At 71.3% G+C, this 12,984-nt stretch carries 12 protein-coding genes; 8 read left to right on the top strand and 4 right to left on the bottom strand.

Annotated features, from left to right (window positions below):
• Positions 1–41 precede the first annotated feature (41 nt).
• Together ACN6LM_RS35635 and ACN6LM_RS35630 are read right to left on the bottom strand one after the other, a co-directional pair.
• Positions 42–884 carry a glutamate ABC transporter substrate-binding protein gene (locus tag ACN6LM_RS35635; protein ID WP_445069573.1) on the bottom strand — a complete coding sequence of 281 codons (843 nt, stop codon included), beginning with the start codon at positions 882–884 and terminating at the stop codon, positions 42–44.
• 69 nt (positions 885–953) lie between these two features.
• Positions 954–1,742 (bottom strand): amino acid ABC transporter ATP-binding protein, encoded by a 789-nt coding sequence (locus ACN6LM_RS35630; protein ID WP_445069572.1) that lies wholly within the window; start codon positions 1,740–1,742, stop codon positions 954–956.
• Between the two features lie 325 nt (positions 1,743–2,067).
• Between ACN6LM_RS35630 and ACN6LM_RS35625 the strand changes: the two genes are divergently transcribed.
• Both ACN6LM_RS35625 and ACN6LM_RS35620 read left to right on the top strand, forming a co-directional pair.
• Complete coding sequence (locus ACN6LM_RS35625; RefSeq protein ID WP_161206536.1) at positions 2,068–2,760, top strand: response regulator transcription factor; 693 nt, start codon at positions 2,068–2,070, stop codon at positions 2,758–2,760.
• Positions 2,761–2,775: 15 nt separating this feature from the next.
• The gene (locus ACN6LM_RS35620; RefSeq protein ID WP_445069571.1) at positions 2,776–4,170 is read left to right on the top strand and encodes a sensor histidine kinase; all 1,395 of its coding nucleotides are present in this window, start codon (positions 2,776–2,778) and stop codon (positions 4,168–4,170) included.
• Between the two features lie 12 nt (positions 4,171–4,182).
• On the opposite strand, the gene ACN6LM_RS35615 is transcribed toward ACN6LM_RS35620, so the two are convergent.
• Positions 4,183–5,181 carry a TAXI family TRAP transporter solute-binding subunit gene (locus ACN6LM_RS35615; RefSeq protein ID WP_445069570.1) on the bottom strand — a complete coding sequence of 333 codons (999 nt, stop codon included), beginning with the start codon at positions 5,179–5,181 and terminating at the stop codon, positions 4,183–4,185.
• Positions 5,182–5,280: 99 nt separating this feature from the next.
• Here ACN6LM_RS35615 and miaB point away from each other — a divergent pair, with 99 nt between their 5' ends.
• On the top strand, positions 5,281–6,801 hold the full coding sequence (gene miaB / locus ACN6LM_RS35610; RefSeq protein ID WP_445069569.1) for a tRNA (N6-isopentenyl adenosine(37)-C2)-methylthiotransferase MiaB: 1,521 nt from the start codon (positions 5,281–5,283) through the stop codon (positions 6,799–6,801).
• A gap of 94 nt (positions 6,802–6,895) precedes the next feature.
• Entirely contained in the window at positions 6,896–7,609 is a 714-nt protein-coding gene (locus tag ACN6LM_RS35605; RefSeq protein WP_445069568.1) for a hypothetical protein, read from the top strand.
• Positions 7,610–7,674: 65 nt separating this feature from the next.
• Here the strand turns inward: ACN6LM_RS35605 and ACN6LM_RS35600 are convergent, their stop codons facing one another.
• Positions 7,675–7,920: an antitoxin gene (locus tag ACN6LM_RS35600; protein ID WP_445069567.1), complete on the bottom strand. Its 246-nt coding sequence runs from the start codon at positions 7,918–7,920 to the stop codon at positions 7,675–7,677.
• A 145-nt stretch (positions 7,921–8,065) separates the two neighbouring features.
• Between ACN6LM_RS35600 and miaA the strand changes: the two genes are divergently transcribed.
• From miaA to ACN6LM_RS35580, 4 genes are all read left to right on the top strand, one after another.
• Positions 8,066–9,004: a tRNA (adenosine(37)-N6)-dimethylallyltransferase MiaA gene (miaA, locus tag ACN6LM_RS35595; RefSeq protein WP_445069566.1), complete on the top strand. Its 939-nt coding sequence runs from the start codon at positions 8,066–8,068 to the stop codon at positions 9,002–9,004.
• A gap of 104 nt (positions 9,005–9,108) precedes the next feature.
• A complete protein-coding gene (locus tag ACN6LM_RS35590; protein ID WP_445069574.1) occupies positions 9,109–9,561 on the top strand; it encodes a hypothetical protein in 453 nt (150 codons plus the stop codon).
• A gap of 93 nt (positions 9,562–9,654) precedes the next feature.
• Entirely contained in the window at positions 9,655–10,527 is an 873-nt protein-coding gene (gene dapF / locus ACN6LM_RS35585; protein ID WP_445069565.1) for a diaminopimelate epimerase, read from the top strand.
• A 140-nt stretch (positions 10,528–10,667) separates the two neighbouring features.
• Positions 10,668–12,782, top strand: coding sequence for a RelA/SpoT family protein (locus ACN6LM_RS35580; RefSeq protein WP_445069564.1), 2,115 nt, complete (start codon positions 10,668–10,670; stop codon positions 12,780–12,782).
• Positions 12,783–12,984: the final 202 nt, after the last annotated feature.

Genomic DNA, 12,984 nt, shown 5'->3' with positions numbered 1-12,984 from the left:
CCGCTGACCGAGAAGAGCTCCGGACCCCGGTCAACCCTGCTTCACTTGACGACGTTGCCGATCTTCGGGGCGGGCTCGTTCTTGTAACCGGCCGGACCGAAGTTGGTCTCGACCGCCTTGTCCCACGAACCGTCCTTGACCATCTTGGTCAGCGCGTCGTTGATCTTCTTCTTGAGGTCGGCGTCGCCCTTCTTCAGGCCGATGCCGTAGTTCTCGTTGGTCATCTTGAAGCCGGCCAGCTTGAACTTGCCCTTGTTGACGTCCTGCGAGGCGTACCCGGCGAGGATGCTGTCGTCCGTGGTCAGCGCGTCGACGGCCTTGTTCTCCAGGCCGGTCAGGCACTCCGAGTAGCCGCCGTACTCCTGCAGCTGCGCCTTCGGGGCCAGCTTGTCGTGGACGTTCTGCGCCGAGGTCGAACCGGCGACGGAGCAGAGCTTCTTGTTGTTCAGGTCCTCGGGCTTCTTGATCGAGTCGTCGTCCGCGCGGACCAGGATGTCCTGGTGGGCCAGCAGGTACGGACCGGCGAAGTCGACCTTCTGCAGGCGCTCGTCGTTGATCGAGTAGGAGGCGACGATGAACTTGACGTCACCGCGCGAGATCGCCGTCTCGCGGTCAGCGCTCTTCGTCTCCTTGAACTCGATGTTCTTGGCGTCGTAGCCGAGCTCCTTGGCGACGTACGTGGCGACGTCGACGTCGAAGCCGGTGAACTTGCCGTCCGGGGTCTTCAGGCCGATGCCCGGCTGGTCGATCTTGATGCCGATGGTGATCTTCTTGCCACCGCCCGAACCGGCCGAGTCGTCCTTGTCGTCGGAACCACAGGCGGTGGCGGTGAGGGCGAGAGCGAGCACGGCGGCCGAGGCGGCGGTGACCTTACGAAGCTGCATGGTGGGATTCCCTAGAATTGACGTGATGCGAGTGATCAGCAGATACGGAAGCCGGTGCTGAAGGCTCCATCAGTGGTGAAGGATCTTCGACAGGAAGTCCTTGGCCCGGTCACTGCGCGGGTTGCTGAAGAACTGGTCGGGCGTGGCCTCTTCGACGATCTTCCCGTCCGCCATGAAGACGACCCGGTTCGCCGCGGAGCGCGCGAAGCCCATCTCGTGGGTGACGACGACCATGGTCATGCCCTCGCGGGCGAGCTGCTGCATGACCTCAAGCACCTCGTTGATCATCTCCGGGTCGAGCGCGGAGGTCGGCTCGTCGAAGAGCATGACCTTCGGGTCCATCGCCAGGGCCCGGGCGATTGCGACGCGCTGCTGCTGACCGCCGGACAGCTGGGAGGGGTACTTGTCGGCCTGGGTTCCGACGCCCACCCGGTCGAGCAGCGAACGCGCCTTTTCCTCGGCCGCCTTCTTGTCCGTCTTGCGGACCTTCAGCTGGCCGAGCATCACGTTTTCCAGGACCGTCTTGTGGGCGAAGAGGTTGAACGACTGGAAGACCATGCCGACGTCGGCACGCAGCCGCGCCAGCTCCTTGCCCTCCGCGGGCAGCGGCTTCCCGTCGATCGTGATCGCGCCCGAGTCGATCGTCTCCAAGCGGTTGATCGTGCGGCACAGCGTGGACTTACCGGACCCGGACGGCCCGATGACGACCACGACCTCGCCGCGGGCGATCGTCAGGTCGATGTCCTGGAGCACATGCAGCGCGCCGAAGTGCTTGTTGACGTTGCTCAGCACAACCAGATCGCCGGCGGGCGCGGGTGCAGCGTCCTCGGCGCCCTTGGTCACTGAAACTCCGCTCATCGGCTTCTTGCTCCGTCCTCCTCGGTTGGGAAGGACCCTAGTGACGCAGTGCTACCAGCGTCATTACATCTGAGCGGAAATTGAGCATAACGATCCGGCGGCAACCGGACACTCCGCGTGAAGGGGACGTCACGCCTGCCGCACCGGGCGTACCGGGTGCATAACGGAAACCCGGATACATCGGACAGGCCCTTGACTGTCCACCTTCGATCGGCGTGGATTCCCTGGTACACCCCTACGTGAAACACCCCGGAACGGGGAAGTGACCGGGGGCGTACACGACCGTACGGACCGACCGCCGACACACCACTGCCAGAGGGGGGCCATGAGACTGCTGCTCGTCGAGGACGACAACCACGTCGCCGCCGCCCTGTCCGCGATCCTCGCCCGGCACGGGTTCCAGGTGGTCCACGCCCGCAGCGGCGACGAGGCGCTGCAGGCGCTCCTGCCCACCGACAGCGAGCCCTTCGGCGTCGTGCTCCTGGACCTCGGCCTTCCCGACCAGGACGGCTACGAGGTGTGCGGCAAGATCCGCAAGCGCAGTTCCGTTCCGGTGATCATGGTCACCGCCCGTGCCGACGTACGCTCCCGCATCCACGGACTCAACCTCGGCGCCGACGACTACGTGACCAAGCCGTACGACACCGGAGAGCTTCTGGCCCGCATCCACGCCGTCAGCCGGCGGAAGGCGAGCAACGAGGACACCGTGTCCACGCCCGTCGCGGCGCTGCGCCTGGGGCACGTCAGCATCGAGCTGCCTACCCGCCGCGTCAGCGTGGACGGGACGGAAGTGCAGCTCACCCGCAAGGAGTTCGACCTGCTCGCGCTGCTCGCCCAGCGGCCCGGTGTGGTCTTCCGCCGCGAACAGATCATCAGCGAGGTGTGGCGCACCAGCTGGGAGGGGACGGGCCGCACGCTGGAGGTGCACGTCGCCTCGCTCCGTTCCAAGCTGCGGCTGCCCGCCCTGATCGAGACGGTGCGCGGGGTCGGTTACCGCCTCGTCTCCCCGTCCGCGTAAAGGCATACGTCCCCGGTGCGTACCCGGCTGCTCCCGCTGCTCATCATCCTGATGGCGAGTGTCCTGCTCGCCCTCGGCTTTCCGCTCGCCGTCAGTGTGGCCGCCGCCGAACAGCAGCGCGTCGTGATCGACCGCATCGACGACACGGCACGCTTCGCGGCCCTCGCCCAGTTCATCACCGAGCGCACCCGCGGCTACGACGAACGGCGCCGTACCCTCCAGACCGAGCTGGAAACGTACAACTCGGTGTACGGGATTCGCGCCGGTGTCTTCTACCGCGACGACTCCGCCATGGCGAAGGCCCCGGACGCCTGGCGGCTGCCCGTCGAGGGGGAGGGGCGCGCCGCGTTCAGCGAGGCGCTGCTCGGCCGCCGCAGCCACGACCCGCCCCAGGTCTGGCCCTGGCAGAACGGCCGCGTGGTCGTCGCCTCGCCCGTCGTGCGCGACGGGGACGTCATCGCCGTCGTCGTCATCGACTCGCCCACCGGACAGATGCGCGGCGACATGATCCGCGGCTGGCTGCTGATCGCGGCGGGCGAGGCGGTCGCGATGCTGGTCGCCGTCGGCGCCGCGATCCGGCTCACCGGCTGGGTCCTGCTGCCCGTCAAGACCCTGGACGCCGCGGCCCACGACATCGCCAGCGGCCGGATGCGCTCCCGGGTCGCCGCGTCCGGCGGCCCGCCGGAACTCAGGCGGCTGGCCCGCTCGTTCAACGAGATGGCCGACAACGTCGAGGACGTGCTGGAGCAGCAGCGCGCCTTCGTCGCCGACGCCTCCCACCAGTTGCGCAACCCGCTGGCCGCCCTGCTGCTGCGCATCGAACTGCTCGCCCTCGAACTGCCGGAGGGCAACGAGGAGATCGCCTCCGTGCGCACCGAGGGCCGCCGCCTCGGCCAGGTCCTGGACGACCTCCTCGACCTCGCGCTCGCCGAGCACGCCGAGAGCGATCTCCGGCTCACCGACATCGGCGCCCTCACCGCGGAACGGGTCGCGTCCTGGCGGCCGGTGGCCGAGGAGCGGGGCGTACGGCTCCGGGCCGACGGGCCGCCCGCCGTCACCGCCTGGGCGGACCCCATCGCGCTGTCCAGCGCCCTCGACGCCATCATCGACAACGCCCTGAAGTTCACGCCGGCCGACGAGGAAGTCCGCGTCACCGTCGCCTCCGGCAGCCAGGACGTGACGGTGGTCGTCGCGGACGGCGGCCCCGGCCTCACGGACCAGGAGCTGGAACGCGTCGGCGACCGCTTCTGGCGCAGCTCCCAGCACCAGAACGTCCAGGGCTCGGGCCTCGGCCTCTCCATCTCGCAGGCGCTCCTGGCGGCGGGCGGCGGCTCGCTCTCGTACGCGCGCAAGGAACCGTCCGGGCTCAGCGTGACGGTCTCCGTGCCGCGCCACGACCCCAAGGGCTGAGGAGCGAGTGCGCTACGGCTTGACCGAGCGGTAGTAGCGCTTCGCCCCTTCGTGCAGCGGGAGCGGATCGGTGTAGATGGCCGTCCGCAGGTCCACCAACTGCGCCGCGTGCACCTCGCGCCCGATGCGGTCGCGGCTGTCGATGACGGTCCTCGTGAACGCCTCGGTCATCGCCGCGTCCGTGCGGTCCGTGGTGACCAGCACATTGGCGACCGCCACCGTGGGTACGGCCTGGCCCTGCTGAGCGTTGCGGTACGCGTCGGCGGGCATCACGGCCGACCGGTAGTAGCGGGTGGAACCGCCCGCCGCCTGGAGCTCCTTGATCAGCGGTTCCTCCAGCGGGACCAGCCGGATCGGGAACCGGTCCGACAGATCGGTCACCGCCGATGTGGGCAGCCCGCCCGACCAGAAGAACGCGTCGATCCCGCCCTCCTCCAACAGCTCCGGCATCGTGTCGATGCCCACCGGCAACGGCGTCACGTCGTTGACCGGATCGAGACCGGCGGCCGTCATCAGCCGGTCCGCGACCAGCTTCACCCCCGACCCCGACTGGCCCACCGCGACCTTGCGGCCGCGCAGATCGGCCACGCTGTCGATGTCCGAGTCCCTCTTCACGACCAGCTGTATGTAGTCGTCGTACAGCCGGACACAGCCACGCAGCCGCTGGTAGCCGGGCTTGCGGGCGCGCAGATAGGTGGCGACGGCATCGGTGGTGGCGATGGTGAAGTCCGCCTCGCCCGCCGCGACCCTGGCCAGGTTCTGCTGCGAGCCCTCGCTCGTCTGGAGATTTATCGATACATCGGGCAGATCCTTGGCCAGGGCCCCCTTCAGCCGCTCCCCGTAGCGCTGGTAGACGCCGCTGCGCACCCCCGTGCTGAACGACAGGGAGCCGGTGGGCGCGGGGTCGCCGAGCGGGAGCAGCCACCAGAGCAGGAGTCCGAGCACGACGGTGAGGGCGGCGCCCGCCCGCAAGGAGCGACGCCGGCCGATTCGGGACAGGGCCGGGAGCATGGCGGCGATCCTGCCAGGTCGTTCCCGGCCGTGGCCAGGGGCGTCGTCGGATCGCCCGCCCGAGACGGAGGGAGCCCGGACACCACCTACCCTTGTCCCATGAGCAGCGGCAACCGGAGCGAAGCAGTGGACGTCAGAAAAAGCTATGAGGTGCGCACCTATGGGTGCCAGATGAACGTCCACGACTCCGAGCGCTTGTCGGGGCTCCTGGAGGACGCCGGTTACGTGCGCGCGCCCGAGGGCTCCGACGGAGACGCCGACGTCGTCGTCTTCAACACCTGCGCGGTCCGCGAGAACGCGGACAACAAGCTCTACGGCAACCTCGGCCGGCTCGCCCCGATGAAGACCAAGCGCCCCGGCATGCAGATCGCCGTCGGCGGCTGCCTCGCCCAGAAGGACCGCGACACCATCGTCCGGCGGGCGCCCTGGGTCGATGTGGTCTTCGGCACGCACAACATCGGCAAGCTGCCCGTGCTGCTGGAGCGCGCACGCGTCCAGGAGGAGGCGCAGGTCGAGATCGCCGAATCCCTGGAAGCCTTCCCTTCCACGCTGCCCACCCGCCGCGAGTCCGCCTACGCCGCGTGGGTCTCGATCTCCGTCGGCTGCAACAACACGTGCACGTTCTGCATCGTTCCGGCCCTGCGCGGGAAGGAGAAGGACCGCCGCACCGGCGACATCCTCGCCGAGATCGAGGCCCTGGTCGCCGAGGGCGTCTCCGAGATCACCCTGCTCGGCCAGAACGTCAACGCGTACGGCTCCGACATCGGCGACCGCGAGGCGTTCTCCAAGCTGCTGCGCGCCTGCGGGAAGATCGAGGGCCTGGAGCGCGTCCGCTTCACCTCGCCGCACCCGCGCGACTTCACCGACGACGTCATCGCCGCCATGGCCGAGACGCCGAACGTCATGCCGCAGCTGCACATGCCGATGCAGTCCGGTTCGGACCAGGTCCTCAAGGCGATGCGCCGCTCCTACCGGCAGGAACGCTTCCTCGGGATCATCGAGAAGGTGCGGGCCGCGATGCCCGACGCCGCGATCTCCACCGACATCATCGTCGGCTTCCCCGGTGAGACCGAGGAGGACTTCGAGCAGACGATGCACGCGGTCCGCGAGGCGCGCTTCGCGAACGCCTTCACCTTCCAGTACTCCAAGCGGCCCGGCACCCCCGCCGCCGACATGGAGGGCCAGATCCCCAAGGAGGTCGTCCAGGAGCGCTACATGCGCCTGTCCGCCCTCCAGGAGGACATCTCCTGGGAGGAGAACAAGAAGCAGGTCGGCCGCACCCTGGAGGTCATGGTCGCCGAGGGCGAGGGCCGCAAGGACGGCGCCACCCACCGGATGTCCGGCCGCGCCCCCGACAACCGCCTGGTCCACTTCACCAAGCCGGAGCAGGACGTCCGCCCCGGTGACGTGGTGACCGTCGAGATCACCTATGCCGCCCCGCACCACCTGCTCGCCGAGGGCACCCCGGCCGCCGTGCGCCGGACCCGCTCGGGCGACGCCTGGGAGAAGCGCAACGCGGCCGAGGCCGCCAGGCCGGCCGGCGTCATGCTCGGCCTGCCCGGCATCGGCGCCCCGGCGCCCCTGCCCGCGACGGCGGCCCCGGGCTGCGGCTGCGACTGAGGTACGGGGGGTAGGGGCCGCCCGGGCCGGAAGCGGCTGCTTCGGCCGGGCCGCCCGGTCAGTCCGGGGGAGGGGCCGCAGTACGCTGCCGACCATGCTTGTCGCCGCCGCTGTCTGCCCCTGTCCGCCGCTGCTCGTCCCCGACGTCGCCGCCGGTGCCGCGCCCGAGCTGGACGACGCCAGAAGGGCGTGCACCGACGCCCTGGGCGTCCTCGCAGCCTCCCGGCCCGACCTGCTCGTGGTGATCGGTCCGGCCGAGCCCGCCGGGCGCGGCGCCCACCCCGAGGGGGCCGTCGGCGGCTTCCGGGAGTTCGGCGTCGATCTGGAGGTCCGGCTCGGCCGGGACCGGGGAAAGCGCGACGGCCGCCCCCTTCCGCCCTCGCTCGCGGTGGGCGCTTGGCTCCTCGCCCGTACGGAATGGGCCGCCGCCCCCGTGGAGGGCCTGGGCGTGGGCGAGCCGCTGGAGACCGCGCGCTGTACGGAGACCGGGCGGGAGCTCGCCCGCCGGGCGGACCGGGTCGCCCTGCTGGTGATGGGCGACGGCAGCGCCTGCCGCACCCTGAAGGCCCCGGGCTACCTGGACGAGCGCGCGGCAGCGTTCGACGCGGAGGCCGCGCGAGCCTTGGGCGCCGCCGACCCGGAGGCACTGGCCGCGCTGGACGAGGCACTCGCGTACGAGCTCAAGGCCGCGGGGCGGGCGCCCTGGCAGGTGCTGGCGGGGGCGGCCGAGGGGGCCGGTCTGGCCGGCCGGCTGCTGTACGAGGACGTGCCCTACGGAGTGGGCTACCTGGTCGCCACCTGGTCCTGACGCCCGGGGGACACGCCGAGGGCCCCGGAGCGGTCGCCGCTCCGGGGCCCTTTACGCATTCTGCCTCAGGCTGCGGGCGGGGGCGGCGGCGTCGTGCCGCCGTCCTTGTTCGCCAGCTTGTCCACGGCGTCCTTGGCCTTCTGCCGGCCCGTCACGATCTTGTCGCTGTACTTGCCCTTGGTCTTCTGGTCCACCGTCCGGGCGGCCTTCTCAAGCCCTTGGTCAATCTTGTCCCCGTGCTGCTGCGCGAGGTCGCTGACCTTCTCCTTCGCCGGAGCCAGCTTCGCCTTCACATTGTCCATGAAGCCCATCGGGCACCTTCTCCGCTCGGAAACTGTGAGAAATAACCCATATGTACAACCACTGTACGGGGAAGACCGCACTGTCGCGTCACCTTCCCCGCCCGGGCTTCCCTCATTCGGGATACGCGGCGCAGGTTTGAGGGAGACTGAGCCGGTGACAAGCTCAGCTCCCGCACCTCGGGTCATCACCGTCGTCGGTCCCACCGCAGCAGGAAAGTCCGACCTGGGGGTGTACCTCGCCCAGCAGCTCGGCGGCGAAGTGATCAACGCCGACTCCATGCAGCTCTACCGGGGGATGGACATCGGCACCGCCAAGCTGACGTTCGCCGAGCGTGCCGCCGTACCGCACCGCCTGCTGGACATCTGGGACGTCACCGAGACCGCCAGCGTCGCCGAGTACCAGCGCCTCGCCCGCGCCGAGATCGACCGGCTCCTCGCCGATGGCCGCACCCCGATCCTGGTCGGCGGCTCCGGCCTGTACGTGAAGGGCGCGATCGACGCCCTGGAGTTCCCCGGTACGGACCCCGATGTCCGGGCCGCCCTGGAGGCGGAGCTGGACCAGCACGGCTCCGGAGCACTGCACGCCCGGCTCGCCGCCGCCGACCCCGAGGCCGGCCGCGCGATCCTCCCGAGCAACGGCCGGCGCATCGTCCGGGCCCTGGAGGTCATCGAGATCACCGGAAAGCCGTTCACCGCGAACCTTCCCGGCGACGACGCGGTCTACGACGCCGTCCAGATCGGGGTCGACGTGGAGCGCCCAGAACTCGACGAGCGCATCGCCCTGCGCGTCGACCGCATGTGGGAAGCGGGACTCGTGGACGAGGTGCGCGCCCTGGAGGCGCAGGGGCTGCGCGAAGGGCGTACCGCCTCGCGGGCCCTCGGCTACCAGCAGGTGCTGTCCGCACTGGCAGGCGAGTGCACCGAGGACCAGGCGCGCGCCGAGACCGTGCGCGCCACCAAACGCTTCGCGCGCCGTCAGGACTCCTGGTTCCGCCGCGACCCGCGCGTCCGATGGCTCAGCGGTGCCGTGGAGCACCGCGGGGAACTCCCCGGCCAGGCACTGGCGTTGGTCGAACGGGCGGTTACAGCCTGATCACGTGATGGCATCGGGACGCTCCGCCCGTCATTTCGGCGACCGCGGCCGTGCCATCATCGAGCATCGATCGACTGGAGTCCGAGTTGGGAGGGCGCGTGGCGATGGAGGCCGGCCCTCGCGACACGGAACAAGACGCACCGGAACACGGCGCACCGGGTGACGGGCGTGAGGTGGACAGCCTCAGCCCGGACGGGCCCGACGAGCTCGACGTGACCCCCGAGGTCGAGGTCGAGCTGCGGCCCGCCCGCCGGCTGCGCATCTGGCAGCTCGCGCCCATCGTCACGCTGGCCGCGGTGGGCTCGCTGATGTTCGCCTTTCCGCTGGCCTTCGAGTTCGGCGACGGCGGCGCGGTCGTCGCCATGCTGGGCCTCCTGATCAGCTGCTGCGCCGCCGGGTGGTCCATGATGGCCGCCCGCCGCGTCGGGTACGCCTGGCCCGGACTGCCCTCCAGGGGCTCGTCGCAGCGCCCGGACTGGCGCGTGATCGCGCTCTACGCCGGGGTCTGCGCCGTGCTCGTCGCGCTCGCGGTCTGGCGCGTGGCCCGGCTGCGCTGACCGGCCGGGAGCCCCGGGGCGGGGAGCGCTCGGCGCGCCCGCCGCGCTGCGGACCGTTTCCCGGCTGTGGGCGCCGCCTCGTACAGTTGTCCCGTGACCACCTCGCAGATCGCCTTCCTCAAGGGCCACGGCACCGAGAACGACTTCGTGATCGTTCCCGACCCGGAGAACGCCCTCGACCTGCCCGCCTCCGTCGTCGCCCGGCTCTGCGACCGCCGCGCGGGCATCGGCGGCGACGGACTGCTGCACGTCGTGCGCTCCGGCGCGCATCCGGAGGCCAGGACGATGGCCGACGACGCCGAGTGGTTCATGGACTACCGCAACTCCGACGGCTCCGTCGCCGAGATGTGCGGCAACGGTGTGCGGGTCTTCGCCCGCTACCTCCAGCGCGCCGGCCTGGTCGAGGCGGGCGACCTCGCGGTCGCGACCCGGGGCGGGGTCAAGAAGGTGCACCTCGCCAAGAACGGCGATGTCACCGTCTCCATGGGGCGCGCTCTGCTCCCCGCCGACAGCGTCACCGTCACCGTCGGCGACCGGGCCTGGGACGCCCGCAACGTCAACATGGGCAACCCTCACGCGGTCGCTTTCGTGGACGACCTGGCCCACGCCGGCGACCTGCTCACCGAGCCGTCCTTCGCCCCGGCCGCCGTCTACCCCGAGGGCGTCAACATCGAGTTCGTCGTGGACCGGGGCCCCCGCCACGTCGCCATGCGGGTCCACGAGCGCGGCTCCGGCGAGACCCGCTCCTGTGGCACGGGCGCCTGCGCGGTGGCCGTCGCGGCCGCCCGCCGGGACCAGGCCGACCCCGCGAGGACCGGCGAGCCCGTCACGTACACCGTCGACCTCCCCGGCGGCAGCCTCGCCATCACGGAGCACCCGGACGGCGGGATCGACATGACCGGACCGGCCGTCATCGTCGCCGAGGGCATGATCGATCCGGCCTGGCTCGAAACGCCGAACGAGTAACGCTTCGCTCGAATGGGTGATCCGTTTCACGCTCGGCGAGAGCGGGGCTCCGCCACGTGGTGGGCTCGGTAGCATCAAGCACCGGCCCGGAGGCGCGCCCCGCCTCCCCACCGCCGGTCGACGTCGCCGGAGGTGCCCCCATGAGTGCAGAGGCCACCAGCCCAGGTGCTCCCATCCGCAGGCGGGGCCGTCCCCGGATCGACCTCCGCAGGCTCGGCAGAGCCGCGCTCTTCGGCCCGGTCTCCCGCGACCGGCTCCCCGACGCCATCGCGCATGTCGTGGAAGCGCACCGGGCCCACCATCCCGAAGCCGACCTCTCGGTCCTGCAGCGCGCCTACGTGCTCGCCGAGAGCTCGCACCGGGGGCAGATGCGCAAGAGCGGCGAGCCCTACATCACCCATCCGCTCGCCGTCACCCTCATCCTCGCCGAGCTGGGCGCCGAGACGACCACGCTGACCGCCTCCCTGCTCCACGACACCGTCGAGGACACCGAGGTGACCCTCGACCAGGTGCGGGAAGAGTTCGGCGAGGAGGTCTGCTACCTCGTGGACGGCGTCACCAAACTCGAAAAGGTCGACTACGGGGCCGCCGCCGAACCGGAGACCTTCCGCAAGATGCTGGTCGCCACCGGGGACGACGTCCGCGTCATGTCGATCAAGCTCGCCGACCGGCTGCACAACATGCGCACCCTCGGCGTGATGCGGCCCGAGAAGCAGGCCAGGATCGCCAAGGTCACCCGCGACGTGCTGATCCCCCTCGCCGAACGGCTCGGCGTCCAGGCGCTCAAGACCGAGCTGGAAGACCTGGTCTTCGCCATCCTCCACCCCGAGGAGTACGCGCGCACCGACGCGCTGATCACCGAGGCGGCCGACGGCACCGACCCGCTCGGCGCCATGGCGGGGAACGTGGCCTCGGTGCTCCGCGAGGCCGGCATCTCCGCGGAGGTCCTGGTCAGGCCCCGCCACTTCGTCTCCGTCCACCGCGTCCGCATCAAACGCGGCGAACTGCGCGGCAGCGACTTCGGACGGGTCCTGGTGCTCGTCGGTGAGGACGCCGACTGCTACGCCGTCCTCGGCGAGCTGCACACCTGCTTCACCCCGGTGATCTCCGAGTTCAAGGACTTCATCGCCGCCCCCAAGTTCAACCTGTACCAGTCGCTGCACACCGCGGTGGTGGGCCCGGACGGCGAGGTGGCCGAGGTCCTCATCCGCACGCACCGCATGCACAAGGTCGCCGAGGCCGGCGTCGTCGCCCTCGGTAATCCGTACGCCTCCGACAGCGCCCCCCAGACCGTCGAACCGGCCGACGGTGAACGCGCCGACCCCACCCGCCCCGGCTGGCTCTCCCGCCTCCTCCAGTGGCAGCAGTCCGCGCCCGACCCCGACACCTTCTGGACGACCCTGCGCGCCGACCTCGCCCAGGACCGCGAGATCACCGTCTTCCGCACGGACGGCGGCATGCTCGGCCTGCCCGCCGGCGCCAGCTGCGTCGACGCGGCCTACGCCCAGCACGGCGACGCCGCCCACGCCTGTATCGGGGCCAGGGTGAACGGCCGGCTGGCCACGCTGAGCACCGTGCTGAAGGACGGCGACACCGTGGAGCCGCTGCTGGCCGAGGACGCCGCGTCCGGCCCCTCACCGGACTGGCTCGACCACGCGCGCACACCCGCCGCCCGCATCGCCATCACCGGCTGGCTCGACGCCCACCCGCAGACGGCGGAAGCCGGGCAGCCCGGCGTACCGGCCGGTCCCGACCCGCAGCCGGCCCCGCCCTCGGGGCCCAGGACCGCCCGCGCCCGCACCGCTACCGCCGTGGCAGAGCGCCCGGACGCCGCGGTACGGCTCGCCGGCTGCTGCACGCCCGTGCCCCCCGACGAGGTCACCGGTTTCCCCGTACGCGGCGGCGCCGCCGTCACCGTGCACCGGCTGGAGTGCCCCGCCGTGGCCCGCATGGAGGCGGTCGGGCGGACACCGGTCGCGGTGAGCTGGGGCGACGAGCAGGCGTGCCGGGTGACGCTGGTCGCCGAATCGTTCGGCCGCCCCCGACTGCTCGCGGACCTCACCGAGGCGATCGCCGGGGCCGACGCCGCGGTGATCTCCGCCACCGTCGAGCCTCCGAGCGAACAGCGCGTACGGCACACCTACACGCTGCGGCTCCCGGACGCGGCCGGCCTGCCCGCGCTGATGCGCGCGATGCGCGAGGTGCCCGGCGTGTACGACGTGAGCCGCGCCCAGCATCCGGCCGGGGCGCTCTGAGGCCGGGAGGCCCTGAGGCCGGGAAAGCCCTGAGGTCCGGGGGCGCTCCGAGGTCCGTGCCGTCAACCGGCGTTCTCATTCGGGTGGAGGGGGGGGGGGGGGGGGGGGGGGGGGGGGGGGGGGGGGGGGGGGGGGGGGGGGGGGGGGGGGGGGGGGGGGGGGGGGGGGGGGGGGGGGGGGGGGGGGGGGGGGGGGGGGGGGG

The sequence above is a fragment of the Streptomyces sp. SAS_281 genome, from assembly GCF_052542855.1.
Note: the sequence above shows the minus strand (reverse complement) of the source record. Positions and strands in the feature narration are given on the sequence as shown.